At 55.1% G+C, this 25,044-nt stretch carries 25 protein-coding genes, 1 other RNA gene and 1 pseudogene; 17 read left to right on the top strand and 10 right to left on the bottom strand.

All coding sequences use genetic code 11. The annotated features are described in order from the left end of the window. Nucleotides 1–580: 580 nt before the first annotated feature. A complete protein-coding gene (locus TAN611_RS17825) occupies nt 581–1,309 on the bottom strand; it encodes a 2-phosphosulfolactate phosphatase (protein ID WP_203066814.1) in 729 nt (242 codons plus the stop codon). A 170-nt stretch (nt 1,310–1,479) separates the two neighbouring features. Between TAN611_RS17825 and TAN611_RS17820 the strand changes: the two are divergent. From TAN611_RS17820 to TAN611_RS17805, 4 genes and pseudogenes are all read left to right on the top strand, one after another. Next, nucleotides 1,480–2,696, top strand: a pseudogene (locus TAN611_RS17820) (MFS transporter). Between the two features lie 186 nt (nt 2,697–2,882). Next, nucleotides 2,883–3,095: a hypothetical protein gene (locus TAN611_RS17815; RefSeq protein ID WP_203066813.1), complete on the top strand. Its 213-nt coding sequence runs from the start codon at nt 2,883–2,885 to the stop codon at nt 3,093–3,095. Between the two features lie 241 nt (nt 3,096–3,336). Next, the gene (locus TAN611_RS17810; protein WP_203066812.1) at nt 3,337–3,894 is read left to right on the top strand and encodes a hypothetical protein; all 558 of its coding nucleotides are present in this window, start codon (nt 3,337–3,339) and stop codon (nt 3,892–3,894) included. A gap of 187 nt (nt 3,895–4,081) precedes the next feature. Continuing rightward, nucleotides 4,082–4,489, top strand: a complete 408-nt coding sequence (locus TAN611_RS17805; RefSeq protein WP_203066811.1) for a DUF1493 family protein — start codon at nt 4,082–4,084, stop codon at nt 4,487–4,489. Between the two features lie 308 nt (nt 4,490–4,797). Here TAN611_RS17805 and ssrA read toward each other — a convergent pair. Further along, nucleotides 4,798–5,161: a transfer-messenger RNA gene (gene ssrA / locus TAN611_RS17800) on the bottom strand. 50 nt (nt 5,162–5,211) lie between these two features. Next, the gene (smpB, locus tag TAN611_RS17795) at nt 5,212–5,694 is read right to left on the bottom strand and encodes an SsrA-binding protein SmpB (RefSeq protein ID WP_015673473.1); all 483 of its coding nucleotides are present in this window, start codon (nt 5,692–5,694) and stop codon (nt 5,212–5,214) included. Between the two features lie 162 nt (nt 5,695–5,856). Between smpB and TAN611_RS17790 the strand changes: the two genes are divergently transcribed. Further along, nucleotides 5,857–6,291: a type II toxin-antitoxin system RatA family toxin gene (locus tag TAN611_RS17790; protein ID WP_015673472.1), complete on the top strand. Its 435-nt coding sequence runs from the start codon at nt 5,857–5,859 to the stop codon at nt 6,289–6,291. Then, on the top strand, nt 6,284–6,568 hold the full coding sequence (locus TAN611_RS17785) for an RnfH family protein (RefSeq protein WP_105232238.1): 285 nt from the start codon (nt 6,284–6,286) through the stop codon (nt 6,566–6,568). The genes TAN611_RS17790 and TAN611_RS17785 overlap by 8 nt, the downstream gene beginning before the upstream one ends. Before the next feature lie 105 nt (nt 6,569–6,673). Here TAN611_RS17785 and bamE read toward each other — a convergent pair whose 3' ends face one another. The 3 genes from bamE to nadK all read right to left on the bottom strand — a co-directional run bounded on the left by bamE (nt 6,674) and on the right by nadK (nt 9,878). Next, nucleotides 6,674–7,015, bottom strand: a complete 342-nt coding sequence (gene bamE / locus TAN611_RS17780) for an outer membrane protein assembly factor BamE (protein WP_105232237.1) — start codon at nt 7,013–7,015, stop codon at nt 6,674–6,676. Nucleotides 7,016–7,251: 236 nt separating this feature from the next. Further along, on the bottom strand, nt 7,252–8,913 hold the full coding sequence (gene recN, locus TAN611_RS17775; RefSeq protein WP_187044239.1) for a DNA repair protein RecN: 1,662 nt from the start codon (nt 8,911–8,913) through the stop codon (nt 7,252–7,254). An 86-nt stretch (nt 8,914–8,999) separates the two neighbouring features. Next, nucleotides 9,000–9,878: an NAD(+) kinase gene (nadK, locus tag TAN611_RS17770; protein WP_105232236.1), complete on the bottom strand. Its 879-nt coding sequence runs from the start codon at nt 9,876–9,878 to the stop codon at nt 9,000–9,002. A 124-nt stretch (nt 9,879–10,002) separates the two neighbouring features. Between nadK and grpE the strand changes: the two genes are divergently transcribed. Next, nucleotides 10,003–10,575 (top strand): nucleotide exchange factor GrpE, encoded by a 573-nt coding sequence (gene grpE, locus TAN611_RS17765; RefSeq protein ID WP_105232235.1) that lies wholly within the window; start codon nt 10,003–10,005, stop codon nt 10,573–10,575. 64 nt (nt 10,576–10,639) lie between these two features. Here grpE and ung read toward each other — a convergent pair whose 3' ends face one another. Continuing rightward, a complete protein-coding gene (gene ung, locus TAN611_RS17760) occupies nt 10,640–11,323 on the bottom strand; it encodes a uracil-DNA glycosylase (RefSeq protein WP_111736600.1) in 684 nt (227 codons plus the stop codon). Between the two features lie 354 nt (nt 11,324–11,677). On the opposite strand from ung, the gene grcA reads away from it, so the two are divergent. The 3 genes from grcA to TAN611_RS17745 all read left to right on the top strand — a co-directional run bounded on the left by grcA (nt 11,678) and on the right by TAN611_RS17745 (nt 13,936). Continuing rightward, nucleotides 11,678–12,061: an autonomous glycyl radical cofactor GrcA gene (gene grcA / locus TAN611_RS17755; protein WP_105232233.1), complete on the top strand. Its 384-nt coding sequence runs from the start codon at nt 11,678–11,680 to the stop codon at nt 12,059–12,061. 170 nt (nt 12,062–12,231) lie between these two features. Then, on the top strand, nt 12,232–13,194 hold the full coding sequence (locus TAN611_RS17750) for a phospholipase (protein WP_197950166.1): 963 nt from the start codon (nt 12,232–12,234) through the stop codon (nt 13,192–13,194). Beyond that, entirely contained in the window at nt 13,187–13,936 is a 750-nt protein-coding gene (locus TAN611_RS17745; protein WP_203066810.1) for an ankyrin repeat domain-containing protein, read from the top strand. The genes TAN611_RS17750 and TAN611_RS17745 overlap by 8 nt, the downstream gene beginning before the upstream one ends. A gap of 44 nt (nt 13,937–13,980) precedes the next feature. Here the strand turns inward: TAN611_RS17745 and srmB are convergent, their stop codons facing one another. Then, nucleotides 13,981–15,309 (bottom strand): ATP-dependent RNA helicase SrmB, encoded by a 1,329-nt coding sequence (srmB, locus tag TAN611_RS17740; protein WP_111736602.1) that lies wholly within the window; start codon nt 15,307–15,309, stop codon nt 13,981–13,983. Nucleotides 15,310–15,439: 130 nt separating this feature from the next. Between srmB and TAN611_RS17735 the strand changes: the two genes are divergently transcribed. Next, a complete protein-coding gene (locus TAN611_RS17735) occupies nt 15,440–16,186 on the top strand; it encodes a tRNA1(Val) (adenine(37)-N6)-methyltransferase (protein ID WP_370576233.1) in 747 nt (248 codons plus the stop codon). A 27-nt stretch (nt 16,187–16,213) separates the two neighbouring features. Here TAN611_RS17735 and nadB read toward each other — a convergent pair whose 3' ends face one another. Next, entirely contained in the window at nt 16,214–17,815 is a 1,602-nt protein-coding gene (nadB, locus tag TAN611_RS17730; protein WP_172606263.1) for an L-aspartate oxidase, read from the bottom strand. Between the two features lie 212 nt (nt 17,816–18,027). Between nadB and rpoE the strand changes: the two genes are divergently transcribed. The 4 genes from rpoE to rseC are packed head-to-tail and all read left to right on the top strand — an operon-like array spanning nt 18,028 to nt 20,719. Then, nucleotides 18,028–18,603, top strand: coding sequence for an RNA polymerase sigma factor RpoE (gene rpoE, locus TAN611_RS17725; RefSeq protein ID WP_105232227.1), 576 nt, complete (start codon nt 18,028–18,030; stop codon nt 18,601–18,603). 30 nt (nt 18,604–18,633) lie between these two features. Then, complete coding sequence (rseA, locus tag TAN611_RS17720) at nt 18,634–19,290, top strand: anti-sigma-E factor RseA (RefSeq protein WP_054306833.1); 657 nt, start codon at nt 18,634–18,636, stop codon at nt 19,288–19,290. Further along, nucleotides 19,290–20,246 carry a sigma-E factor regulatory protein RseB gene (gene rseB, locus TAN611_RS17715; RefSeq protein ID WP_105232226.1) on the top strand — a complete coding sequence of 319 codons (957 nt, stop codon included), beginning with the start codon at nt 19,290–19,292 and terminating at the stop codon, nt 20,244–20,246. Before rseA ends, rseB begins: the two co-directional genes overlap by 1 nt. Beyond that, nucleotides 20,243–20,719: a SoxR-reducing system protein RseC gene (gene rseC, locus TAN611_RS17710; protein ID WP_105232225.1), complete on the top strand. Its 477-nt coding sequence runs from the start codon at nt 20,243–20,245 to the stop codon at nt 20,717–20,719. The genes rseB and rseC overlap by 4 nt, the downstream gene beginning before the upstream one ends. Here rseC and TAN611_RS17705 read toward each other — a convergent pair. Continuing rightward, entirely contained in the window at nt 20,716–21,567 is an 852-nt protein-coding gene (locus tag TAN611_RS17705; RefSeq protein WP_105232224.1) for a hypothetical protein, read from the bottom strand. The genes rseC and TAN611_RS17705 overlap by 4 nt on opposite strands. 510 nt (nt 21,568–22,077) lie before the next feature. Here TAN611_RS17705 and lepA point away from each other — a divergent pair. Together lepA and lepB are read left to right on the top strand one after the other, a co-directional pair. Next, entirely contained in the window at nt 22,078–23,877 is a 1,800-nt protein-coding gene (lepA, locus tag TAN611_RS17700) for a translation elongation factor 4 (protein ID WP_111736604.1), read from the top strand. Nucleotides 23,878–23,907: 30 nt separating this feature from the next. Next, nucleotides 23,908–24,885 carry a signal peptidase I gene (gene lepB / locus TAN611_RS17695; protein ID WP_105232222.1) on the top strand — a complete coding sequence of 326 codons (978 nt, stop codon included), beginning with the start codon at nt 23,908–23,910 and terminating at the stop codon, nt 24,883–24,885. The last annotated feature ends 159 nt before the right edge of the window (nt 24,886–25,044 follow it).

Below are 25,044 nucleotides of genomic sequence, written 5' to 3'. Positions count from 1 at the left end.
GGTTTTTATTGTGTTTTTTATTTGTTGATTAGACTAATAATTTTATGTTTTTGTGCTTTGTCCGTAAGTGTTTCTGTTCTTATTTCATTGATTTTTAAAGTTTAATTCATTATTCTTGATGCGTGGTGATTGGTTTGTCCTTTTGGTTATTATTCAACTTGTAATTATTTCTTGTTTTTCGCATTAAAATACTATCGTCTCATTTTATTTACGTTGTGCGTACTGTTTTCATTTACAAATTAATATTTTTAATAAAATGCGTTATCCCCCCGGATTTTTTATCTTTATCCTGGTGTTTATATGTCGTGATTAAATAATTTTTTAGGATTGCTTTAAATGAAAAATAATCCATTGCATTATTGGCAATTACGAAAAATCAATATCAGATTAGTCTTATTTTTAAGTGTTCGATTGTCGGCTAGCGAAGCGGTGTTTGTTGGCTTACAACAAGTTACGTAGATATAGAATGGATAGTAGGGCCGTATGGGGCATGTGGTGTGTAACGTTTACAGGTGGCGTGAGTTAGGGGGAGGTCTTGATAGGTATGAGGCGTGAATGTCGCTGCGTAAGAGGTGTGAATTTACACGGCTATATAGGCATCTCTCTGTAACCGACATGCCAGTTCGCTGACGTTAACGTTCAGACAAAGCGCCACATCTTCAGCAAAGCCCCTTTCTGCCAGTTCCAGCGCCGAGGCGCATTCACCCAGGGCTGATAGACCATACAGGCTGTTTTGACGATATGCTGACGCGGCAGCCCTGGCTTCCGGGGACCATGTTTTTTCCGCCAGATAAGAAATAATGCCGCCGGCGGCGACCAAATCTTCAACCGCAGGGCGCAGCGTGCCATTTGGCCACCGTTCACCGCAGGGTATGACCAGGATGCGCTTAAAATGGCGGCAGGCTCTGGCGGTTGCCGCCATGTTTCTGAAGCAACCGCTGAAGACGGCTGCACCGCTATCCTTGGCGCGAAAAGAGATTGCCGAGCCATTGGGCGAGGGGAGAACGAGCCTGACGCCTTGTTCGATGTCTTTGAGCGAACAAGGGGATAAGGAATAACCGTTGCTTTTGAGGCGGCGCTCAGTACTTGCAACGATTGCCCCTTTCTCATTGCCATAGGCGATTGCCGACTCGTCTTTCCAGGGATAGGGATAAACCCTGGCGCCGTTATCCACCGCAAGGCTTATACAGGTTGAAAATGACATCACGTCAACGATGATGATGCAATCTGCCGTCTGGCCAAGTTGTTCGACAGCCTCTATCCCCCACTCAAGACGGACGGAGAACCGTTCTTGCGCATACCAAACCATAGCGGTGTCCTTCTGACTGAATTTATATAGCGTAGCGAAATATCCAAATATAAGAAGTGAACTACTATTGATCCTTTGTCAGATGTTTATGCTGGAACTGTCGCTTATTTTTAGATGAAAATATCAGCAGATCCGGCGTAGGGATTGCCATTAATGTTGGAGTTTAAAGGATGAGCAAGGTAAGTACGCCGGAAATGCGTATCGTCTGGCTGGCGGCGCTAATTCAACTGGTCAATGCGCTGGACTTTATGATGGTGATGCCGCTGGGGCCGGATCTTTCGCGAGAGCTGGGGATTTCACCCACCTATATCGGCTATCTGGGCGGGGGTTATACGCTGGCGGCGGCACTTTCCTCGCTGTTATGTGCGAAGTTTATTGACCGGTTCGATCGTAAGTCTGTCGCGCTGGTGGCGTTATTAGGGCTGTCGGCGGCGACCTGGGCATGCACGCGGCCTGGAATATGGAAAGTTTGTTTATCACTCGCCTGTTGGCAGGAGTTTGCGCCGGCCCGGCTACGTCGATAGCTTTGGCCATCGTAGTCGATGCGGTGCCACAACAGCAGCGTGGCCGGGCGATGGCTATCGTGATGGGCGCTTTTTCACTGGCGGCAATTGCCGGCGTTCCGTTGGGGCTGGAACTGGCGATGCGCTACGGGTGGAGCGCGCCTTTTTATATCGTCAGCGCTTTGGGCATGTGTGTCTTGGTGGCGGTGTACGCAAAATTGCCGACGATGACGGCGCATCTGCAGCAGCAACAGCCGTCGTTTTCCTTTGTCAAAATGCTGAGGCGTCCGGTGGTGTTGAACGCCTTTGCGGCGATCGGGCTGGCGATTTTCAGCACGTTCCTGATCGTGCCTAACGTGGCGACCTATTTCCAATTCAACCTTAACGTACCGCGCAGCGACATGAGCTATTACTACGTGACGGGCGGTATTTTTAGCCTGTTGGCGATGCAGTTTGGCGGTCGCCTGATTGATAAGCTGGGGGCCATGCGCATGACGCTGATAATGGGGCTGTTGATCCTGCTGGTGGTGTGGGATGGCTTCTTACATACGCCATCGATTCCGCCGATCGTGATTTTCACGCTGTTTATGGCGGTGACCGCGACGCGCACTATTGCCGTGGCGGCGGTAAACAGCCAGGTGCCCGAGCCCTGGGAAAGAGCGGGCTTTATGTCCTTACAAAGCGTTTGCCAGCATATCTTCAGCGGCCTGGCGGCGGTCGTATCTTCAATTATATTAACCAACGTGGATGGGCGGTTGGGCAATGTCGACCAGCTGGCCTGGCTGACGATGGTCCTGACGGTGATTCAGCCGCTTTTCCTGTTTATGCTGTTGAAGCGACTGCGTGCGGCGCCGGAGTTGGAGGAAAAGCCGGCTGGTGAATAAAAAGAGAAGGGCGCTGTGGTTGAGCCGATAGAGGTGGAGTGATGGTTATTGGCGGATGTTGCGGCGCCAGATTTTAGGGCGGGGATAAATCATTGTGACCCAAGTCAACAGAAATTGAATGAAGATAGAAAGAATGGATTGTATTGGGTAATATTTACCCAAATCGGACAAGTATAGGGAAATCGTATGGCCATAAAGCAATTTTCTTTCTGGCAAATCGCTGATTTGCGGGTAGAGGGAGTTGGAATGATGCACGGTGGATATTCAATTATTATTACTATTAAAGATGTGAATGCAACCGATGGTAGGAGGAATGTTCATATATCGGCAACCGGAAGAACCAATGCAGCTAAAGCAGCAGGGACCGGGAAAGTTATTTTTTTTGGTGTAATGTTTTGAATGGTATAGATAATAAAAAATACACACTGAATAGAAAGCCGAATGAAATGTGGGCTGTGGGAAGGGATGACTTTTATATAGGAGATGTGAATTTTGTTTTTCCTAGAGATACATACTTTACACCATCTATACATGTAGAGTGCGGATATATTTATGCAGATTATACAGGGCAAGTCGTCCCTACGCCTCGAAGCATGAGACGAGAAATAAAGTTAACGAGGTTTCACCTGTGAGGTTTTTAATGAAGATTAAAATTTCTTTAGTTGCCTTTCTGATGATTCTAATCCCGATTGCTGTTGTTGCAGCTAACAGAATAGAATATCAAGATAAACCGACAGAGGACGCGGCTAATCTGGTAACTAAGTATACGCTTTCTGGTGATGAGGAAAGGGGGGAGTATCTAAAACAGTTGGAGGAAATGACTGTTAAGCACCCCGGGAATAACAATGTAAGGAATATGTACGCAAACATATTACTTGCTGAGAAAAATTACCCCATGGGGTTAGAACAATTAAAGGTAATAAATAAAGATAACCCCAAACCCGGTTCAAAGCTGACAGAGTGTATGCTGATGGAAAAAACGGGTGAAAGTGTTGGTAGATGCTATCAGGACGCCGTGTGTCTATTCGAAAAAAGCAATAATGACGATGATAATTATATTCTGGCCCTTTACTTGGCTGACGATCCTAAATTTGAAGTTGAGAAAAATAAGCTGGTGAGTTCTGGAAGGTTAACGGACGCAGAGAAAAAGATATTGTCGTTGAGCAGGAACGAGTTGATTGGTTCTGTACTGCCCTGAGGCTCTTGGTTTTCGGACTTTTATGCCTCGATTATTTTTGAAATACCGTGATGGGGTTTGTGGATATGGGAAGGGAAAGATGCTGGTGGACAAACGGTGAAGTTACTGAACGGTGATTAAAACGAGTAGTGATAAGACGCCTCGGTTGAACCTATTCACATCATTAAGTTTGATACGGAACTTTGCAATGAAAAATGCTGAAAATTGTTATCCATCTCTTTCTCAGCTTATCGACTTTGTGCGTGATTTTACAGGGAGTCGCCGTGCTTCTATTACTGCGCAGACTTATCTTGAAGAAGATCTAGGCATTACCGGCGATGATGGTGCGGAGCTTTTGGAGGAGGTCGCACAGAGGTTTGGAATAGTCCTGCATACGGATGAAGACGGTTACCGGACTACATTCTCGCTGGGGGAGAACGAATATCTTTTCCATTCCGAAGGGTTTGATCCGCTTTGTATTGGACGGTTGATAGGTTGGCTGCGTAATAAGCCTCGTCCTATCATCCGCGATCTGACAGTAGGGGCGTTACATGATGCACTGGTTGCTGCTCATAGAAAAAATAGCGGATCTACTACATCGAGTACAGAGTATTAACATTTATCACTTTGGCTAGTTTTATCTTTATAATAGCTTTGAGTTACTCATTGCCATGCCCGAGTTTCAAATTAAAAATAGAATGGCTATCTATCTTTTTACAGAGTATGACTTTTATGGTTGGATGCTTCCATCGTTGGCATACGTGATTGGCCTTCATTATGTTAGGTGTCTGGAGATTACACCCACTTTTCTCGGCATCCGAACGGATGATCTTGCGATTGAGGGCACAAAAAAGCCCGCAGGCTGAGCTTGCGGGCTTTTTTGTCATTATCACCGGGTCTATCTGGTATCACCGGCGACCTATTTGGTGGAGCTGGGGGGATTTGAACCCCCGTCCGAAATTACTACACCGTCGGCACTACATGCTTAGTCCAATCTTTACATTCGCCGGCCAGCTGCGGATGGACACGCTACTGACAAACTAGCCTGATTGGATTTAACGCTTCAGCCCCAGGCAGGACATCCACGCGATCTCTTTTGGGTTTGACCTCTCTTGATCCCCGTCCTAAGAGCGGAGGCTAGGGAGAGAGGGCTCTGAGCAGGTTATTAAGCTGCTAAAGCGTAGTTTTCGTCGTTTGCGACTATTTTTTTGCGGCTTTTTACGAGGCCAACCGCCCCTCGGCATGCTCCTTGGGCTTCGCAAATCCCGTCGAATCCAGAATCAGCCCCAAGTAACTGTCAGGCAGTATATCAGAAGTTTACGCTGCTATGCCAGCGGCTTAACGATTTGCGTTCTTCATGATACGGGCTTTCGCCGTCTGCCATTCACGATCTTTGATGTTATCGCGCTTGTCGTGCTCTTTTTTACCCTTGGCAACGCCGATCTTCAACTTGCTCCAGGCGTTTTTCCAGTACATGGAAAGGGCGACGACGGTGTAACCGTCACGGTTGACGCGGCCAAGCAGCGAGTCCAGCTCGCGTTTTTTCAGCAGCAGTTTACGGGAGCGCGTTGGGTCGCATACCACATGTGATGAAGCCACGTTCAGTGGCGTGATGGTGGCGCCGAACAGATAGGCTTCACCGTCACGGAACATCACGTAGCTGTCACTGATATTGGCTTTGCCAGCACGCAGCGATTTTACTTCCCACCCTTGCAGAGACAGGCCAGCCTCGAGCTCTTCTTCGATGAAGTACTCGTAGCGGGCGCGTTTGTTCTGCGCAATGGTGGCTGAGCCGGGTTTGTATGCTTTTTTCTTTTTCATAAGGTGCTCATTATACTGGATGCCACAGCGAAAGAAATCCTTTAGCGTTCAACGTCTGCGCAATTTTTTTGCGTTAGCGGGCGTCTGCCCGCGTAGCAGATTTTTTGTCTGACGCCAGATAAATGTTATTATCTGTTCGATTTATGTTGCTCAGGAAATGATATGCCCCAGATTAGTCGATCTGCGCTGGTGCCGTTTAGCGCTGCGCAGATGTACCAGTTGGTTAACGATGTTCACGCCTATCCCGAGTTTTTACCGGGCTGCACCGGCAGTCGGGTACTGAATGCGACGGACAGTGAGATGACCGCCGCCGTGGACGTAGCCAAAGCCGGTATCAGCAAAACTTTTACAACGCGTAATACACTGCAGGATAACCATCGTATCAACATGCAACTGGTTGATGGCCCGTTCCGCAAGCTGATGGGCGGCTGGCAGTTTACGCCGCTCAGCCCGGAGGCCTGCAAGGTTGAACTGCATCTGGACTTTGAGTTCACCAACAAACTGATCGAACTGGCGTTCGGTAAGGTGTTTAAAGAGCTGGCCAGCAATATGGTGCAGGCTTTTACCCAGCGCGCCAAAGAGGTTTACAGTGTCTGAGATACGCGTAGAGGTGGTTTATGCGCTGCCGGAACGTCAGTATCTGCGTCAGGTTAAGCTGGCGGCAGGCAGTACGGTCGAACAGGCGGTTATAGCCTCCGGACTACTGGAACTCCGTAAGGATATCGATTTAGCGACCAACAAGGTCGGCATCTATAGCCGTCCGGCCAAGCCGGGCGATGTGCTGAATGATGGCGACCGGGTGGAGATTTACCGGCCGCTGATTGCCGACCCGAAAGAACTGCGTCGGCAACGCGCGGAGAAAGCAAAAAAATAAGGCGCTATCAGCGCCTTATTTTTTGAACCTCACCTGCCGAGTTGCAGCCTGTGACTGTCATACAAGATTAACCTACTCTTGTATGGGCCGGCGGGCGGCCCGTAATTACTTGCCGGTCAGCGCCGGTTTATTCTGGATATCCGTCAATACGCCGGCGCTATCGAAGGTCAGCGTCAGCGTTTGCTGGGTGATCTTCTCGTGGCCAGGCTGTTGGCGGAACACGTAGTACCAGGTCTGCGTGCCAAACGGGTCTTGCAGCATTGGCGTACCCAGAGTGTAGGCGACCTGCTGCTGGGTCATACCTTTGTGGATTTTGCCCACGTCGGCGGCTGTCAGGTAGTTCCCCTGATTGATATCAGGGCGATAAACGATTTTTTCGAAAGTCGAGCAGCCTGCAGTCAGCATCACAAGAACCACAGCGGCAGCAGTCAGCATTTTACAGCGCATAGTAATCATATTCCTTTAGGGCATAGGATGCCGATGATAATAGACCTTGCGGCAGTTGGAAACCTTTATACCCTTCAACTTTCAAGCGGCTGCGGCGATAGCCGTGCATTTTGACTCTGCAGGGCGGGGCATCGCCGCCCCTCAGGCCTGTCGGGCGGTCGGTATGCAGCAAGTTGAAATCGTTCAGGTTTACAGCGCTACATTCAGACCGCGAGAATATGAAAAAGTTGAGTTTTTTACGCCGCCAGCAGCTCTTTTGCGTTAGCCAGCGTATTCCGTGTGACTTCGCTGCCGCCCAGCAGGCGCGCCAGTTCTTGCAGGCGTGCGCGTTTACCCAGCGGCGACATCTGCGTCTCTGTCGCTGTGCCGTCGGTCTGTTTGCTGACGAAGAAGTGCTGATGTCCGCAGCCGGCCACCTGCGGCAGGTGGGTAACGCACATCACCTGGGTGGACTCGCCGAGTTGGCGCAGCAGGCGACCGACGATGGCGGCGGTTGGGCCGCTGATGCCGACGTCTACCTCATCGAAAATCAGCGCCGGGGTTTCCATCTTACGCGCGGTAATCACCTGAATCGCCAGCGCAATACGCGACAGCTCGCCGCCGGAAGCGACCTTCGCCAGCGGCTGCAGCGGCTGGCCGGGGTTGGTGGAAACGCAGAACTCAACGCGGCTTGCGCCCTCGGCGCCCAGATGTTCAGGTTCGAAATGTACGTCGATGCTGAACTGGCCGTGCGGCATTGACAGCGCATGCATGCTGTCGGTGATCAACTGGGTGAGTTCGGCGGCATAGTGCCGGCGCTGTTGGTGTAGGCGCTCCGCCAGCGCCATCGCCTGCTGATGGTGTTGGGTAACCGCTTCGTTCAGCTGTTGGTGGTCGCTTTCATACTGGGCCAGCAGTTCCTGCTCTTCCAGCAACTGCTGATGCAGGGTCGGCAGCTCTTCCGGCGTGACATGATGTTTGCGCGCCAGCGCTATCTGGCGTGAAATGCGCTGCTCCAGTTCATACAGGCGGTTGGGGTCGAGATCCATGCGTTCGGCATAGTGGCGCAGTTCGTCGCCGGCCTCGCTGATTTGAATCGACGCCTCTTCCAGCATATCCAGCAGGCCGGCAAGTTTGTCATCCATGCCGATAAGCTCCAGCAGCAGGTGTTTGACGCTGTGCAGCTGGCTCAGCATGTTGTGTTCGTCGCTATCGGCCAACAGCTGCAGCGCCTGCTGGCTGAGCGTCAGCAACTGGCCGCTGTTGGCCAGGCGTTTGTATTCCGTATCAATCTGCTCAAACTCGCCGCTTTGCGGCGCGAACTCGTTCAGCTCTTTCAACTGGTACTGCAGCAGTTGTTTACGCGCTTCGCGTTCGATGGATTGCTGCTGATGGTGCGCCAGCTCACGGCAGCTTTGGTGCCAGCGCTGATAGGCCTGGCGCATCTCCGTCATCAGTTCCGCTTCGCCGGCGTAGGCGTCCAGCAGTGATTTTTGGTGTTCCGGTTTCAGCAGCAGCTGATGTGCGTGCTGGCCGTGAATTTGGATCAGACGTTGGCCCAGCTCGCGCAGCTGCGACAGGGGCACGGAGGTACCGTTGATAAAGCCGCGTGAGCGGCCATCGGCGCCAATCACCCGGCGCAACAGGCATTCGTTGCCGTCGTCCAGATGATTTTGCTCCAGCCACTCGCGGGCGGAAGGTGTGTCGGCCAGGGAAAAGCGTGCGCACAGGTCGGCACGGGAGGCGCCCAGCCGGACCGCGTTGCCGTCGGCACGGCTGCCGAGGCACAGCCCCAGAGCATCAATCGCAATCGACTTACCGGCGCCGGTTTCACCGGTAATCGCCGTCATACCCGGTTGAAAGTCGATCTCCAACTCACGAACGATAGCAAAATTGCTGATGGTTAATTGCGACAGCATGGGAACCTTCCTGTGTATAAACACATAACTGTAATTTCATACAGTATAAACTGGTTTTATATACAGTAAAGTAGCTGAGCAAGATTTTAGAATAATTTTTTAGACCAGCCGAGTTTGGTGCTTAACGTATTGAAATAGCTGTAATCCTTTGGATGAATAAGATTCAGATGGAAATCACTACGACGAATGAGCACCTCTTCCCCCTCCTGGATAGGCAGGGCGATCTGGCTGTCGCAGCTAATTTCCAGATCGCTGCTGACGTGAGAAAACTTCAGCCGAATGGTGCTGTCGCCGTTAATGACCAGCGGGCGGGCGGAGAGGGTATGCGGGAACATCGGCACCAGCGCGATGGCTTCCAGCGACGGCGTCAGTATCGGGCCGCCGGCGGACAGTGAATAGGCGGTAGAACCGGTCGGCGTGGCGATAATCAGGCCGTCGGAGCGCTGGGAAAAAGCAAAGCGGTCATCGATATAGACTTCGAACTCGATCATGTGCGCCACTTTGCCGGGGTGCAGCACCACTTCATTGATGGCGGTGCTGATGCGGTATGGCTGCTGCTCACGCTGGACGATCGCCTCCAGCAGAAAGCGCTGCTCGTTGATGTATTCGCCTTCCAGCACGTCGGCCAACTGCTGCAGGGCATTGTCCGGGTCCAGATCGGTGAGGAAGCCGAGATTGCCGCGGTTGACGCCGATGACTTTAATCTCGTAACGCGCCAGCACCCGCGCCGCGCCGAGCATGTTGCCGTCGCCGCCGACCACCACCGCCAGGTCGGCCTGCTGGCCGATTTCCGCCAGGCTGCCGGTTACCGCTTCTTTCAGCCCCAGATCCTTGGCGATTTGTCGTTCAACCATCACGTTGTAGCCGCGGGCGACCAGCCAGTGGAACAGCATCTCGTGCGTTGCCAGCGCCGACGGGTGACGCGGGTGGCCAACAATGCCAATGCAGTTAAATTTTTTATTCATTGTTGCGTTTTCCCTCACCGGAGCCAGATTATGTCTTACATTGTGACCGGTTGACTTGAAACCCCGGTTTTGATCCCCATAATAAGCCAAGTTGCGGGATTAATGCTAAAACGCGGAGATATTCATGAGTAGTAAAGAACACAAGACGCCAAACGAGCAAGTCTCGGAAGAAATGGAACACGCTCAGCACGAGGACGTGCAGCAGGAAGCAGCAGAAGGTGTCGATCTGCGTGACGCACGTATTGCCGAGCTGGAAGCCCAACTGGCGGACGCTCAGCAGCGCGAACGCGAAAGCCAGCTGCGCGCCAAGGCTGAAGTAGAAAATATTCGTCGTCGTACCGAGCAGGATATTGAAAAGGCGCATAAATTCGCCCTGGAGAAATTCTCTTCCGATCTGCTGCCGGTAATCGACAACCTGGAGCGCGGGCTGGAGCTGGCGGACCGTAATAATCCAGAGCTGGCGGCGATGGTCGAAGGTATCGAACTGACGCTGAAATCCTTGCTGGACGTGGTGCGTAAATACGGTATCGAAATTGTCGGCGACGTGAATGTGCCGTTCAATCCGGATGTGCACCAGGCGATGAGCCTGATGGAGTCTGCCGATCATGAACCGAACCAGGTGATGATGGTGATGCAGAAAGGCTATACGCTGAACGGTCGTCTGTTGCGCCCGGCGATGGTGGCAGTTTCCAAATAATCGTTGCCTGTATGATGCAATAGATAAAGAAAAGGCACCCTCGGGTGCCTTTTTGCCGTCTGGCTTATTGCTGCGGTAAATGCGGCATCCAGTCGATCGGCGTTAGCCCCTGCTGTTCCAGCAGTTGGTTGGCTTGCGAGAAGTGCCGGCAGCCAAAGAAGCCGCGATGGGCGGAAAGCGGCGACGGATGCGGCGCTTTCAGCACGTGATGACGCTGACGGTCGATAAAATTGCCTTTCTTCTGCGCGTGTGAGCCCCACAGCAGGAACACCACGCCTTCGCGGTTTTCATTCAGCGCGGCGATGACCTTATCGGTAAAGGTTTCCCAGCCCAGGTTGGCATGCGAGTGCGCGTTTCCTCTCTCCACCGTCAATACGGTGTTGAGCAGTAGTACGCCCTGTTCCGCCCAGCTTTGCAGGCAACCGTGATCGGGGCGCTCGAAGCCCGGAATATCCGTTGCCAGTTCTTTATACATATTCACCAGCGACGGCGGCGCCGGCACGCCGGGAAGCACGGAAAATGAAAGGCCATGCGCCTGATTCGGGCCGTGGTAGGGATCCTGACCGAGGATCACCACCTTGACGTCGGCCAGTTCGGTAAAGCGAAAAGCGTTAAACACGTCTTTCTGCGGCGGGTAAATGGTTTTGCCGGCCTGACGCTCATTGGCAACAAAGGCGAGCGTGTCGACAAAATAGGGTTGCTCTTTCTCCTTGCCAATAACGTCATGCCAGGTGAGGGGAGTGGACATTAACGCTCTCCTTTGTTTTCGTTAATCATTCATCGGGCATAGCTTACCGTTTAGCTTTACGGAGCGAAACCCGCATTTAACATTCCCTGTCGCTCAGCGGCGGCGCAGATGGTCTTTGCAGGTTTTGTTGAAAATTTACAAAAATAATTGCCAGTACCGATTGGGTAAATATTGATATAAAACAGAAATTTGCCGTTTTGTAGCGCGTGGGCTTTGGTTGGAAATTGACCTTAATCAAAGAATTACCGGGGTCGGGCTGGTATACAGAACAATAAATGGTTTTACCAAATGACCTAAACCTTGTTCGGGTTATCAATGAAATAAGTTTTTTCGCCCTTGTACGGAGGCAATAACATGATTACCGGTATTCAAATTACCAAAGCAAACAATCAGGCGCTGGTGAACTCTTTCTGGCTGCTGGATAACGAAAAATCAGAAGCACGTTGCGTGTGCGCCAAAGCCGATTATGCTGAAGACCAAATCGTGCCGGTCAGCGAGCTGGGCACCATCGAGTATCGTGAAGTGCCGATGGAAATGCAGCCGACCGTGCGTGTTGAAGGCGGTCAGCATCTGAACGTCAACGTACTGCGTCGTGAAACGCTGGAAGACGCCGTGAAGCATCCGGAAAAATACCCGCAGCTGACCATCCGCGTTTCCGGCTATGCGGTGCGCTTTAACTCACTGACGCCGGAACAGCAGCGTGACGTGATTACACGTACCTTTACCGAAAGCCTGTAATTGTCAGGCGGTTGACTTATCGGGGGAGCCTTGGCTCCCCTTTTTTATGCCCGGCAATCAAAATTTAGACCGGGATCACACTCTGGTATTACAGAACTGCTCCGACCTGCCGATAGCTAACCTGGCGCTGGTTATCAGTGCGATGACTGAACTATCGACAAGGAGTCGGCATGAGCATGTCTTTAAGTTTTACTTCGGCGGCGTTGCCTGCCGTATCTTTGCCTGTGGTTCCCGAACGGCGCACGGAGCCGCCCATTCCGGCAGAGCCTGTCGCTGGCGAACGGTTGCCCACGGCGGCGCATCCATCAACGTCGTCACAGAACCGGCAAACGCAGCAACTGCTGCATTCGTTGGTCAATGATGTCGCCGCTGTCGCCTCGTCGGCCAAAACCGATCTGATGCGCGGGCAGATGCCGCAACAGGGGGATTACACCCTGGCGCTGCTGGCTAAGGACGTTTACAGCCTGGACGGAAAGGGCGTAGAAAATTTCAGCCGCCTGAGCGATGCGGCATTGCTGAGCGCCGGTATTGAGCCTGCAAGCCTGCATGATACGGCATCGGGTTTTCAGGCGGGCATTTACCATGACGGGCAGCAATATGTACTGGCCTTTGCCGGCACCAACGACTGGCGGGACTGGTTAAGCAATGTGCGTCAGGCGACGGGATACGATGACGTACAGTACAATCAGGCAGTGTCAGTAGCGAAAAGCGCCAAGGCGGCGTTTGGCGAGCAACTGGTAATTAGCGGGCACTCACTGGGGGGCGGTCTGGCGGCTACCGCCGCATTGGCCACCGGTACGCTGGCGGTCACCTTCAACGCTGCCGGAGTGTCCGATCACACCCTGAATCGCTTTGGTATCGATCCGGCCGCAGCCAGACAGGATGCGGAAGCCGGCGGTATTCGCCGCTACAGCGAGCAATATGACATGCTGACGTCGACGCAGGAGTCGACGTCGCTGATCCCGAATGCCATCGGCCATCAAATCATTTTGGAAAATAATGATACGCTAAATGGTATTGACGACTGGCGGCCGAGCAAGCATCTGGAGCGCAGTCTTGCCGCGCATGGTATTGATAAGGTGATTAGCTCGATGATGGAACAGAAACCGTGGGAGACAAAGGCCGATGCCTGACAGATTACGCTGGCCAATATTGCTGATGTTATTGATACCGTTAGCAGTATTGGCGTTGTCGGGAAAGGCCGAGGAGCTGCAGATGAATCAGCAAACGACGCCGTTTAACGGCCAGAGCTGCCAGCCGCTGGCGCTGGCGGTTGCCACTGGTGATACGGCCCGTATCGCGGCACTGGCGACGCCGGAGGCGCTTGGTGAGCGCGGCGAGCAGGGTATAACGCTGTTGCAGTGGGCGATTTTACGCCAGCAGCCTGGCAGCGTACAGGCGCTGCTGGATGCCGGCGCCGACGTGACGGAAACCGGCATGGACGGCAACAGCGCGCTGCATATCGCGGCGATGGTGGAGGATGCCGGCTATCTGACACAGCTGCTGGCGCGGCAGCCGGTGGTTGATGTGCGTAACGCCGTCAGCGGCGCGACGCCGCTGGCCGCTGCGGTGCTGGCCGGCCGTCCGACGCAGGTGCGCCAACTGCTGGATGCGGCTGCCGACAGCCGTCTGGCCGATCGCGTCGGTGATACGCCGCTGCATATTGCCGCCAGAATCAACGCGCCGCAGGTGGCGCTGATGCTGTTGCAAAACGGCGCGGATGCTGCGGCGGTTAATCGGCAGGGGATGACATTTCAGGCTTATTTCGCCCTGACGCCGCGGCATCTGCAGAATGAAGCCATGCGTCAGGCGCGTCAGCAGCTGGATGATTGGCTGCAGGCGCACCGGCTGGCGGCGCGTTATCGCGTATTGTGAGGAGATAAAAAAACCGCCGGAAGGCGGTTTTTCTGTGGCGTTCGTTATTCGCCGTCGGTTGCCGGTGCGCCTTTCGGCTGGCGGCGTTTGCCGATGTTTTTCGCCTCACGATGGCGAACTTTCACCTTGGCTTTATCCTTGCTTTTGGCTTTGTTCTTGTCGGCCGCGCGCTTGGCCAGCACTTTTTTGGACGGCTTGCCGTTGCTCTTTTCACTCGGCACGCGGGTTTTCGGCCGCAGTTCGTCAATCACGCGCGCTTTCAACGGTTCGTTGAGGTAGCGGCCGACTTTGCCCAGCAGCAGGTGATCGTGAGCCTCGACCAGCGAAATCGCGGTGCCTTTGCGGCCGGCGCGGCCGGTGCGGCCGATGCGGTGCAGATAGGTATCGGCGGTGCGCGGCATATCAAAGTTGAACACGTGGGTGATATCCAGAATGTCCAGACCGCGGGCGGCGACGTCGGTGGCGATCAGCACGTTGACGCGGCCGTCCATCATGCGTTTCACCGCTTCGTTGCGTTTGGCCTGCACCATCTCGCCTTCCAGATAGCAGGTGTTGATGCCTGCTTCCCGCAGCCAGGTGGCCAGCTCATGTACACGCTCGCGCTTGCGTACGAAGACCACTGATTTCTGTACATCCGGCTGCTGCAGCAGATTGATCAGCAGGGCGGTTTTATGCTGCACATCGTCAGCACGGTAGTACCACTGCAGGATTTTTTTACGCTCGCGGCGGGAAGGATCGGCTTCCACTTCCACCGGTTCGTTCAGGATGCGTTCTGCGAATTCGCGGATAGCTTCGCCTTCCAGCGTGGCGGAAAACAGCAGGGTCTGGTTGCGCCAGCGCGTCTCGGCGGAAATAGTTTCGATATCCTGGGCAAAGCCCATGTCCAGCATGCGGTCGGCTTCATCCAGGATCAGCGTTTCCACCGCGCGGCAGTCGAAGTTCTCTTCTTTAATATACTGCAGCAGGCGGCCGGTAGTGGCGACCACCAGATCCTGGTTTTCGCTGAATACTTCCGCGTGGTTCATATAGGCCACACCGCCGGTAATAGTGGCAATATCCAGTGAGGTATGGGCCGCCAGCTCACGCGCCTGATCGGCGACCTGCATCGCCAGTTCGCGCGTCGGGGTCAGGATTAATACGCGCGGCGGGCCGGACTTCTTGCGGGGGAAATCCAGCAGGTGCTGCAGCACAGGCAGCAAGAATGCGGCGGTCTTACCGGTGCCGGTCGGCGCCGAACCCAAGACGTCGCGCCCGTCCATTGCCGGTGGGATGGCTTCGGCCTGAATAGCGGTCGGGCGGTCGTAGCCTTTATCACGCAGGGCGTTGATCAGGCGTTCATCGAGATCGAGTTCGGAAAAATTGGTTGCTGTCATGGTCTACCTCTACTTGGGGCGCCGATTATAGACGGGTTGGCCGCCGGGTTCATCCTTTTTCAGGCCGGGACTCTTTTACCACTCCGCAGATTGCCTTATGCTACGCCGGTTTTCCAGCCAGGTACTCATTGTGGACAGTCAGTCAAAAGCCAATTTCAAACCGCGTCGCGGCGGTTTTACCTTCAAACAGTTTTTTGTCGCTCACGATCGCTGTGCCATGAAAGTCGGCACCGACGGCGTGCTGCTCGGCGCTTGGGCGCCGGTGACGGCGGTCCGGCGGGTGCTGGATATCGGCTGCGGCAGCGGGCTGATTGCGCTGATGCTGGCGCAGCGTACGGCGGATGACGTGCAGATCGACGCGGTAGAACTGGACGCCGCCGCCGCCGCGCAGGCGCATGACAATGCAGAAGCGTCGCCGTGGGCGTCGCGCATCCGTATATATGAGCAGGATATTCAACAGTTTGCCGGGCAGCGGGCCGCCAGCTACGATCTGATTGTTAGCAACCCGCCGTATTTTGCGCCGGCGGTAGCTTGCCGCGATCGGGCGCGAGATGCGGCGCGCTATACCGAAACGCTGACTCATGATGTACTGCTGGCCTGCGCCGAACGGCTGCTACAGCCCGACGGTATGCTGTGCGTGGTGCTGCCGTATGACATTGGTGAGGCCTTTGCCGCCGATGCGCTGCAGCGCGGCTGGCATTTGGCGCAGCGGGTGAACGTCAGCGACCGGGCGGATACCCCACGGCATCGTATATTGCTGGCGCTGACGCGCACGGCGCAGACGTGTGCGCACAGCGATCTGGCCATCAAGCAGGCGGAGGGTGACTACACTGCACCGTTCCGTCGCCTGATCACCGATTTTTATCTGTTTTATTGAGCAGGACGCCGGCGCGCCCTGAGCGCCTTACGGCTGCAGAATGGTAGGAAGCGCTTGCGGCAGCGGCTCCGGATAGTCCAGCGTGTAGTGCAGGCCGCGGCTCTCTTTGCGCGCCATAGCGCTGCGCACCATTAGTTCCGCCACCTGCACCAGATTACGCAGCTCCAGCAGGTTATTGGAGATGCGGAAATTGGCGTAGTACTCGTCGATTTCCTGCTGCAGCGTGTTGATACGGCGCAGAGCGCGCTCCAGGCGTTTAGTGGTGCGGACGATACCGACGTAGTCCCACATAAACAGCCGCAGTTCGTGCCAGTTATGCTGGATCACCACGCGTTCATCCGAGTCATCCACCCGGCTTTCGTCCCATTGCGGCAGTGCCTTGGCCAGCTTGATGGCCGGCAGGCGGCGCACAATATCCTCGGCGGCCGACCAGCCGTACACCAGGCACTCCAGCAGCGAATTAGAGGCCATGCGGTTGGCGCCGTGCAGCCCGGTATAGCTCACCTCACCGATGGCGTACAGTCCGTCCAGGTCGGTACGACCATGTTGGTCTACCATCACACCGCCGCAGGTGTAATGCGCCGCCGGTACGATCGGGATCGGCTGTTTGGTCAGGTCAAAGCCCAGCGTCAGCAGCTTGTCATGGATCATCGGAAAGTGCTGGATGATAAATTCGGCGGGTTTATGGCTGATATCCAGATACATGCAGTCGGCGCCGAGGCGTTTCATTTCATGGTCGATAGCGCGGGCGACAATATCGCGCGGCGCCAGTTCGCCTCGCGGGTCGAAGTCCGGCATAAAGCGGCTGCCGTCCGGGCGCAGCAGATGCGCGCCTTCGCCGCGCAGCGCTTCGGTCAGCAAAAAGTTGCGTGCCTGCGGATGGAACAGGCAGGTGGGGTGAAACTGGTTAAACTCCAGGTTGGCGACGCGGCAGCCGGCGCGCCAGGCCATGGCGATACCGTCGCCGGAGGAGATGTCCGGGTTGGTGGTGTACTGGTACACTTTGGCGGCGCCGCCGGTCGCCAGCACCACGGTTTTGGCGCGGTGCGTCTCCACCTGCTCCAGCTCGCGGTTCCAGACGTAGGCGCCCACCACGCGGCGGGTGCCGGGCAGGCCGACTTTGCTGGAGGTGATCAGGTCGACGGCGTTGCGGCGCTCCATGACGCAAATATTCGGATGTGCGCTTGCTTTCCCCACCAGTGTGGTCTCTACTTCCTTACCGGTGGCGTCTGCGGCGTGCAGAATACGGCGGTGGCTGTGGCCGCCTTCACGCGTCAGGTGATAGCGTTCCTCGCCCTGGGCGTTGGTTTCGGTATCAAACAGCACGCCCTGATCGATGAGCCACTGGACGCAATGGCGCGCATTGCCGGCGATAAACTCGACCGCCTCTTTATCACAAAGCCCCGCGCCGGCAATCAGCGTATCGTCAACGTGCGACGCAATGCTGTCCGTTTCATCAAATACCGCGGCGATGCCGCCTTGGGCATAAAAGGTGGCGCCTTCATTGAGCGGGCCTTTGCTCAGCACGGTCACCTTGCCGTGTTGTGCCAGCCGCAGAGCCAGTGACAGGCCTGCAGCACCGCTGCCGACGATCAGTACATCGCTAACATATTCAGAAGATGGTTGCATAACGTATGATGTGTGCAGAAGAAGAGTGAAAATCATGTTAGCCTAATTGTCCGGGCAAATGCCACGGATAGGGCGACATCAACAGAAAAAACAATGGCCGTATGGAACTTTGATTTCCATATGAACTCCAAGCGAGTGCTTGCTCAGGAAAAATGTATGGCTGGCAGTACAATTTCACGCGTGGAGACAGATTTGGGGAGAATTTACCTCGGATGAGCGAGCAGTTAACGGATCAGGTGCTGGTTGAACGGGTCCAAAAGGGCGATCAGAAGTCGTTTAACTTACTGGTGGTACGCTACCAGCATAAAGTGGCGAGTCTGGTTTCCCGCTATGTGCCGCAGGGCGATGTGCCTGATGTGGTGCAGGAGTCGTTTATTAAAGCCTATCGCGCGCTGGAATCTTTCCGCGGCGACAGCGCTTTTTACACCTGGTTGTATCGAATCGCTGTGAATACAGCAAAGAATTATCTGGTTGCTCAGGGGCGGCGTCCGCCGGCAAGTGATGTGGACGCCAACGACGCTGAAAACTATGAAAGCGCCGGCGCATTGAAAGAAATTTCGAACCCTGAGAACTTAATGTTGTCAGAAGAGTTGAGACAGATAGTTTTCCGTACCATTGAGTCGCTCCCTGAGGATCTGCGTATGGCGATCACCTTGCGGGAGTTGGATGGCCTAAGCTACGAAGAGATAGCCGCCATCATGGATTGCCCGGTCGGGACCGTACGCTCGCGTATTTTCCGCGCTCGGGAAGCTATCGATAATAAAGTTCAGCCGCTGATTCAGCGTTAGCGATGGCGGATACAGGAAGGGTATTTAGGCATGCAGAAAGAAAAACTTTCCGCTCTGATGGATGGTGAATCGCTCGATAACGAACTGCTGAGCTCTTTGTCGCAGGATCGGGCGCTTCAACAAAGCTGGCAGAGCTATCACCTGATACGTGACACGCTTCGGGGTGATGTAGGACAAGTAATTCATCTCGATATCGCCGAACGTGTTGCCGCTGCACTGGAGAAAGAGCCTGCTCGTCTGGTTCCTTCGGCGGTGCCTGAATCTCAGCCGCAGCCGGAAACCTGGCAGAAGATGCCTTTCTGGCACAAAGTGCGCCCATGGGCCAGCCAGCTGACTCAGGTCGGGGTTGCCGCCTGCGTCTCTCTGGCGGTGATCGTCGGCGTCCAACACTATAATCAGCCTGATGCCACGCAGCCGGGTTCTTCGGAAGCGCCGGTGTTCAACACGCTGCCGATTATGGGGCAGCCATCGCCGGTCAGCCTGGGCGTGCCGGCAGACAGTTTCTCAACCGGCAGCGGTCAACAGCAGCAGGTGCAGGAACAGCGTAAACGTATCAATGCGATGCTGCAGGATTACGAACTGCAACGCCGCTTGCATTCAAACCAATTGCAACTTGATCAAGGCACGCCGCAGCAGGCCGCCGTTCAGGTTCCAGGCACCCAGTCTTTAGGAATGCAGCAGCAGTAATGAAGCAACTTTGGTTCTCCGTTTGTCTATTGACGGGCAGCCTGCTCTACTCAAATATCGCCCCGGCGCAGACCGCGTCCGGGGCGTTGTTGCAACAAATGAGCAGCGCCAGCCGTTCACTCAATTACGAGCTTGCCTATATCAGCATCACCAAGCAGGGGATAGAGTCGTTGCGCTATCGCCATGCCCTGGTGGAGCAGCAGGCGCTCGGCCAGTTACTGCATATGGACGGTCCGCGGCGTGAAGTGCTGCAGCGCGGCGACGGCATCAGCTATTTCGAACCGGGCCTGGAGCCGTTTACCCTGTCGGGCGACCATATCGTTGATGCGCTGCCTTCCATTGTGTACGCCGACTTTACCCGTCTGGCGAAATACTATGATTTTATCTCCGTCGGCCGGACGCGTATTTCCGATCGTCCTTGCGAGGTGATCCGCGTGGTGGCGCGCGATGGTTCGCGCTACAGCTATATTGTCTGGATGGATGAAGAGACCAAACTGCCGCTGCGGGTGGATCTGCTTGACCGCAACGGCGAAACGCTGGAGCAATATCGGGTGATCTCATTTGAGGTGGGGGAAGAGGTGCAAAACGCGCTGAGCGGATTGCTGAAAGCCTCATTGCCGCCGCTGATTTCCCTGCCGGCGATGGACAATGTTAAACTGGGTTGGAACACGGCCTGGTTACCGGCCGGGGTCAGCGAAGTGGCGCGCAATCGCCGCAAGTTGCCGAACGTTTCCGTGCCGGTTGAAACGCGACTGTACAGCGACGGCCTGTTCAGTTTCTCGGTCAATGTCAGCCCGGCGGGCAGTGGCGTTGGCACGCAGCTCTATCGCCAGGGGCGACGGACGATTCAGACCGAATTACGCAACGGCAAAGAGATTACCATCGTCGGCGAACTGCCGCCGTCAACCGCCAAGCGTATTGCTGACGGTATTTCCTTCAGGGGATCGTCGAAATGATGAAAGAGTGGGCCACGGTAGTCTCGTGGCAACAGGGCGTGGCGCTATTGCGTTGCGAGCCTAAAGCGGGCTGCGGCAGCTGCAAGGCCCGTTCGGGCTGCGGTGCGCGTGCGCTGAATGAACTGGTGCCGGAAACCGAGCATCAGCTGCAGGTGCAGATTGAACAGCCGCTGGAGCCGGGGCAACGGGTTGAGGTGGGCATCACCGAAGGCAGCCTGCTGCGCTCGGCGATGCTGGTTTATCTGACACCGCTGCTGGGTATGATGCTCGGCGGCGGCGCGCTGCAGCTGTGGCTGGCGACGGACGGCGCTGCGGCACTGGGCGCGTTGTTTGGCGGCGTGGGTGCCTTTTTGCTGGCGCGTAAACTGGCCCACCGTCTGGGTGAACAGGACGCCTACCAGCCGGTGGTGTTGCAAATCGGCCTGCCTCCTACCGCGCTGCGCCTGCAGCCGGAATCCCCTCTGTCTGACTAAATGAACGGCCGCGTCATCGCCGAGTTGCGGTAGGCGGGGATGCGGTTGTTAATCATATGCTCCAGCAACGCAATAAACAGATCGGCGCTCAGCAGTGAATAGTAACGCAGCGTGGCCAGCGTCTGACCCTGGCTGTCCAGTAAATGGATAACGCCGTGCTGCGGCTGGCTGTCCAGCGAGCGGATTTGTTCGATGGCGATATCCCCCTGCGGCGTAACCAGCGTTTTGGCGCTCAGCCGCAGCGTCTGGCCCGGCAGGTGCCGTAATCTGCTGCCAAGAAGCCAGGTTAGCCAGCGGGTTCTGCCGGCAATATAGTTAAAGGCCAGCTCCTCTCCCTGATATAACGCATTGAGGGCCACCGGGCCGCGCAACAGGATCTGCTGGTTGATGATGGTGTCACGCAGCGCCCAGGCGTGTGACACATTGCTGAATACCGTACACCAGGGCTGATCGGCGGCGGTACGGAACGCCATGGCTTCGCACAGCCCGCCACACAGGTTGCCCAGCAGCGGCACGCTGCGGATGCGATAAATATCGACGATCTTCTCAAACGGGATAAAGCGTTCCTGGTGGTTATGGCTATTGAACACTCTGACGCCGTGTTCATACAGGCGATAGGTCTGCGTCGGGCGCAGAACATGACGCAGCGCCAGCAGGATACACGCCAGTAATATGGTTACCGCGCCGGTTTGCAGCAAGGTCAGTATGCCGCGCTCTTCCATATTGCTCATCAGCGGCAGCATTAGCAGCGCGCCGCCGATGGTTAACAGCAGCGCCGCCGCTGCCAGAATGCCCCAGTTGACCTTTGAAAAATCGTGCCGGCTCAGCATCTGCCCTTTATCGATCATACGCACCTTCCAATCAATCTACAGAGATATGCTGGTGAACTCCGGCGGGCTTGCCGATGTAGTGCCCTGATTTCATCATTTTATACGGAGCTCACCCTCTTTCTATCGAGGTGCGGACGTCAGGTATATGGGTTTTTTCCTAAAGCGCGAAAGTGGATAATTAACTGATATTAAGGTTGTTTTTTTGAGGGTTTAAGAGTGGGTTGATTGCACGGCGGTGCATTATGTATTAAGGGCGGGAGCGGTATGCGTTTTTACCGACCTTTTCCCGTCCGGGCAAAATGTTTTTCCGATTAACATTTGTTTTCATCCATGGCTGGCACCGGCCCCATTAAACAGCGCATAATAGAATGTTTTCGCTGCAGCGATCGCTAGGTTTTCGCTGTTACGGCATGTAGAATGCAGCGATTCAGGCGAAAGACGGCCTAACCCAACTCACTGTCGCTTTAGGTCCATGCGGGTTTCCATAGGCGAGTAATTCAGAAATACCAAGGCAGAAAAACTTTTATAATGAAGCATATACGAAATTTCTCCATTATTGCCCATATTGACCACGGTAAATCGACGCTGTCGGACCGTATTATCCAGATTTGCGGCGGCCTGACCGACCGTGAAATGGCTGCACAGGTGCTGGACTCCATGGATCTGGAGCGCGAACGCGGCATCACCATCAAGGCGCAGAGCGTCACGCTGGATTATAAGGCGCCCGATGGTGAAACCTATCAGCTGAACTTTATCGATACCCCGGGCCACGTCGACTTCTCTTATGAAGTTTCACGCTCGCTGGCGGCCTGTGAAGGCGCGTTGCTGGTGGTTGACGCCGGGCAGGGCGTAGAAGCGCAGACGCTGGCCAACTGCTATACCGCCATTGAAATGGATCTGGAAGTGGTGCCGGTACTGAACAAAATCGACCTGCCGGCTGCCGATCCGGATCGTGCGGCGCAGGAGATTGAAGATATCGTCGGCATCGACGCTGCCGATGCGGTGCGTTGTTCCGCGAAGACCGGCGTCGGCGTGCCGGACGTGCTGGAGCGTCTGGTGCGTGACATTCCGCCGCCGGAGGGCGATCCTGATGAGCCGCTGCAGGCGCTGATCATCGACTCCTGGTTTGATAACTATCTTGGCGTGGTATCGCTGGTGCGGATTAAAAACGGCACCATGCGTAAAGGCGACAAGATCAAGGTCATGAGCACCGGTCAGATTTATAACGCCGATCGCCTGGGGATTTTCACCCCGAAACGCGTCGACCGCGACGTGCTGAACTGCGGCGAGGTAGGCTGGCTGGTCTGTGCGATTAAAGACATTCTGGGCGCCCCGGTGGGCGATACCCTGACCACCGCGCGCCAGCCGGCGGAGAAACCGCTGCCGGGCTTCAAAAAAGTGAAGCCGCAGGTGTATGCCGGCCTGTTCCCGATCAGCTCTGACGATTATGAAGCCTTCCGCGATGCGCTGGGCAAACTGAGCCTGAACGATGCCTCGCTGTTCTATGAGCCGGAAAGTTCCACCGCGCTGGGCTTTGGTTTCCGCTGCGGCTTCCTCGGCCTGTTGCATATGGAGATCATTCAGGAGCGTCTGGAGCGTGAATACGGTCTGGATCTGATCACCACCGCGCCGACGGTTGTCTACGAAGTGGAGACCACCGGCGGTGAAACGGTATATGTCGACAGCCCGTCCAAACTGCCGCCGCTCAACAATATTGCCGAGCTGCGCGAGCCGATCGCCGAATGTCATATGCTGATGCCGCAGGAGTACCTGGGCAACGTGATTACGCTGTGCGTGGAAAAACGCGGCGTGCAGACCAATATGGTGTATCACGGCAATCAGGTGGCGCTGACCTATGACATTCCGATGGCGGAAGTGGTGCTCGACTTCTTCGACCGCCTGAAGTCCACCTCGCGTGGTTATGCGTCGCTGGATTACAACTTCAAACGCTTCCAGGCCTCCGACATGGTGCGCGTCGACGTGCTGATCAACAGCGAGCGCGTGGATGCGCTGGCGCTGATCACCCACCGCGATAACGCGCAATACCGCGGCCGCGAGCTGGTGGAAAAGATGAAAGATCTGATCCCGCGTCAGCAGTTCGATATTGCCATTCAGGCGGCCATCGGCACGCATATCATTGCGCGCTCAACGGTGAAACAGCTGCGTAAGAACGTTCTGGCCAAGTGCTACGGCGGCGACGTCAGCCGTAAGAAAAAGCTGCTGCAGAAACAGAAAGACGGTAAGAAGCGCATGAAACAGGTCGGCAACGTTGAGCTGCCGCAGGAAGCGTTCCTGGCCATTCTGCACGTGGGTAAAGACGGTAAGTAAGAGCGAAGGCTCGATAACAAGGGAGTTTGCATGGCGAATATGTTTGCCTTGATCCTGGCGATTGCCACGTTGGTGACCGGGATCATCTGGTGCCTGGAGCGCTTTAAGTGGGCGCCGGCTCGCCGGGCGAAAATTGCGGCGGTCAACGAACAGACCGACGGCACGCTGGATGACAAGACGCTGGCGAAAGTTGCCAAGCAGCCGGGCTGGGTGGAAACCGGCGCATCGGTTTTCCCGGTGTTGCTGCTGGTCTTCGTGGTGCGCTCGTTTGTTTACGAGCCGTTCCAGATTCCATCCGGTTCGATGATGCCGACGCTGTTGATCGGCGATTTTATTCTGGTGGAGAAGTACGCTTACGGGATTAAAGATCCGATTACCCAGACCACGCTGATTGAAACCGGCCACCCGAAACGCGGCGATATCGCGGTATTTAAATACCCGCTGAATCCGAAGCTGGATTATATCAAGCGCGTTGTCGGCCTGCCGGGCGATAAGGTCAGCTACGATCCGCTGAACAAGCGCGTTACGGTACAGCCGGCATGTGACAACGGCCAGTCCTGCGATAAGGCGCTGGCGGTCACCTATAATCAGGCGGCGCCGAGCGATTTCGTACAAATGTTCAGCCGCAGCGGCATGGGCGAAGCCAGCAACGGCTTCTACAATGTGCCGCTGAACGACAGCGTGCCGCAAGGCGGTATTCGTCTGCGTGAGCGCAACGAAACGCTGGGCGACGTGACGCACCGGGTGCTGACCGTGCCGGGCACGCAGGATCAGGTTGGCGCCTATTACCAGCAGCCGGGTAATCAGCTGGCCGAGTGGGTAGTGCCGGCCGGTCATTACTTTATGATGGGCGATAACCGCGATAACAGCGCCGACAGCCGTTATTGGGGCTTCGTACCGGAGAAGAACCTGGTGGGTAAAGCGACCGCAATCTGGATGAGCTTTGAAAAACAGGAAGGTGAGTGGCCGACCGGCGTAAGATTAAGCCGTATTGGTGGTATTCACTAATTCCGCATGTCTTCCCGTTCTGCCCGGTGCCGTATTAATTTAGTGCGGCGTGAAGCAGGGCGGGGAGATAAACGCAGCATTCTGTTGCTGCTCGTTGTAGAATACCGGGCGATAAAAGTTGGTTCGATTTAGAGCCACTGCAAACGAAACAGCTTTGGA

The organism is Serratia sp. Tan611 (genome assembly GCF_905188235.1).
Taxonomy (GTDB): Bacteria; Pseudomonadota; Gammaproteobacteria; order Enterobacterales; family Enterobacteriaceae; genus Serratia_B; species Serratia_B rhizosphaerae.
Note: the sequence above shows the minus strand (reverse complement) of the source record. Positions and strands in the feature narration are given on the sequence as shown.

What these genes read in the sequence shown, in the direction of transcription:
- TAN611_RS17825 (WP_203066814.1), bottom strand. Translation starts at nt 1,309, where the DNA reads ATGGTTTGGTATGCGCAAGAACGGTTCTCCGTCCGTCTTGAGTGGGGG.
- TAN611_RS17815 (WP_203066813.1), top strand. Translation starts at nt 2,883, where the DNA reads ATGGCCATAAAGCAATTTTCTTTCTGGCAAATCGCTGATTTGCGGGTA.
- TAN611_RS17810 (WP_203066812.1), top strand. Translation starts at nt 3,337, where the DNA reads ATGAAGATTAAAATTTCTTTAGTTGCCTTTCTGATGATTCTAATCCCG.
- TAN611_RS17805 (WP_203066811.1), top strand. Translation starts at nt 4,082, where the DNA reads ATGAAAAATGCTGAAAATTGTTATCCATCTCTTTCTCAGCTTATCGAC.
- smpB (WP_015673473.1), bottom strand. Translation starts at nt 5,694, where the DNA reads ATGAAAAAGAAAAAAGCATACAAACCCGGCTCAGCCACCATTGCGCAG.
- TAN611_RS17790 (WP_015673472.1), top strand. Translation starts at nt 5,857, where the DNA reads ATGCCCCAGATTAGTCGATCTGCGCTGGTGCCGTTTAGCGCTGCGCAG.
- bamE (WP_105232237.1), bottom strand. Translation starts at nt 7,015, where the DNA reads ATGCGCTGTAAAATGCTGACTGCTGCCGCTGTGGTTCTTGTGATGCTG.
- recN (WP_187044239.1), bottom strand. Translation starts at nt 8,913, where the DNA reads ATGCTGTCGCAATTAACCATCAGCAATTTTGCTATCGTTCGTGAGTTG.
- nadK (WP_105232236.1), bottom strand. Translation starts at nt 9,878, where the DNA reads ATGAATAAAAAATTTAACTGCATTGGCATTGTTGGCCACCCGCGTCAC.
- grpE (WP_105232235.1), top strand. Translation starts at nt 10,003, where the DNA reads ATGAGTAGTAAAGAACACAAGACGCCAAACGAGCAAGTCTCGGAAGAA.
- ung (WP_111736600.1), bottom strand. Translation starts at nt 11,323, where the DNA reads ATGTCCACTCCCCTCACCTGGCATGACGTTATTGGCAAGGAGAAAGAG.
- grcA (WP_105232233.1), top strand. Translation starts at nt 11,678, where the DNA reads ATGATTACCGGTATTCAAATTACCAAAGCAAACAATCAGGCGCTGGTG.
- TAN611_RS17750 (WP_197950166.1), top strand. Translation starts at nt 12,232, where the DNA reads ATGAGCATGTCTTTAAGTTTTACTTCGGCGGCGTTGCCTGCCGTATCT.
- TAN611_RS17745 (WP_203066810.1), top strand. Translation starts at nt 13,187, where the DNA reads ATGCCTGACAGATTACGCTGGCCAATATTGCTGATGTTATTGATACCG.
- srmB (WP_111736602.1), bottom strand. Translation starts at nt 15,309, where the DNA reads ATGACAGCAACCAATTTTTCCGAACTCGATCTCGATGAACGCCTGATC.
- nadB (WP_172606263.1), bottom strand. Translation starts at nt 17,815, where the DNA reads ATGCAACCATCTTCTGAATATGTTAGCGATGTACTGATCGTCGGCAGC.
- rpoE (WP_105232227.1), top strand. Translation starts at nt 18,028, where the DNA reads ATGAGCGAGCAGTTAACGGATCAGGTGCTGGTTGAACGGGTCCAAAAG.
- rseA (WP_054306833.1), top strand. Translation starts at nt 18,634, where the DNA reads ATGCAGAAAGAAAAACTTTCCGCTCTGATGGATGGTGAATCGCTCGAT.
- rseB (WP_105232226.1), top strand. Translation starts at nt 19,290, where the DNA reads ATGAAGCAACTTTGGTTCTCCGTTTGTCTATTGACGGGCAGCCTGCTC.
- rseC (WP_105232225.1), top strand. Translation starts at nt 20,243, where the DNA reads ATGATGAAAGAGTGGGCCACGGTAGTCTCGTGGCAACAGGGCGTGGCG.
- TAN611_RS17705 (WP_105232224.1), bottom strand. Translation starts at nt 21,567, where the DNA reads ATGATCGATAAAGGGCAGATGCTGAGCCGGCACGATTTTTCAAAGGTC.
- lepA (WP_111736604.1), top strand. Translation starts at nt 22,078, where the DNA reads ATGAAGCATATACGAAATTTCTCCATTATTGCCCATATTGACCACGGT.
- lepB (WP_105232222.1), top strand. Translation starts at nt 23,908, where the DNA reads ATGGCGAATATGTTTGCCTTGATCCTGGCGATTGCCACGTTGGTGACC.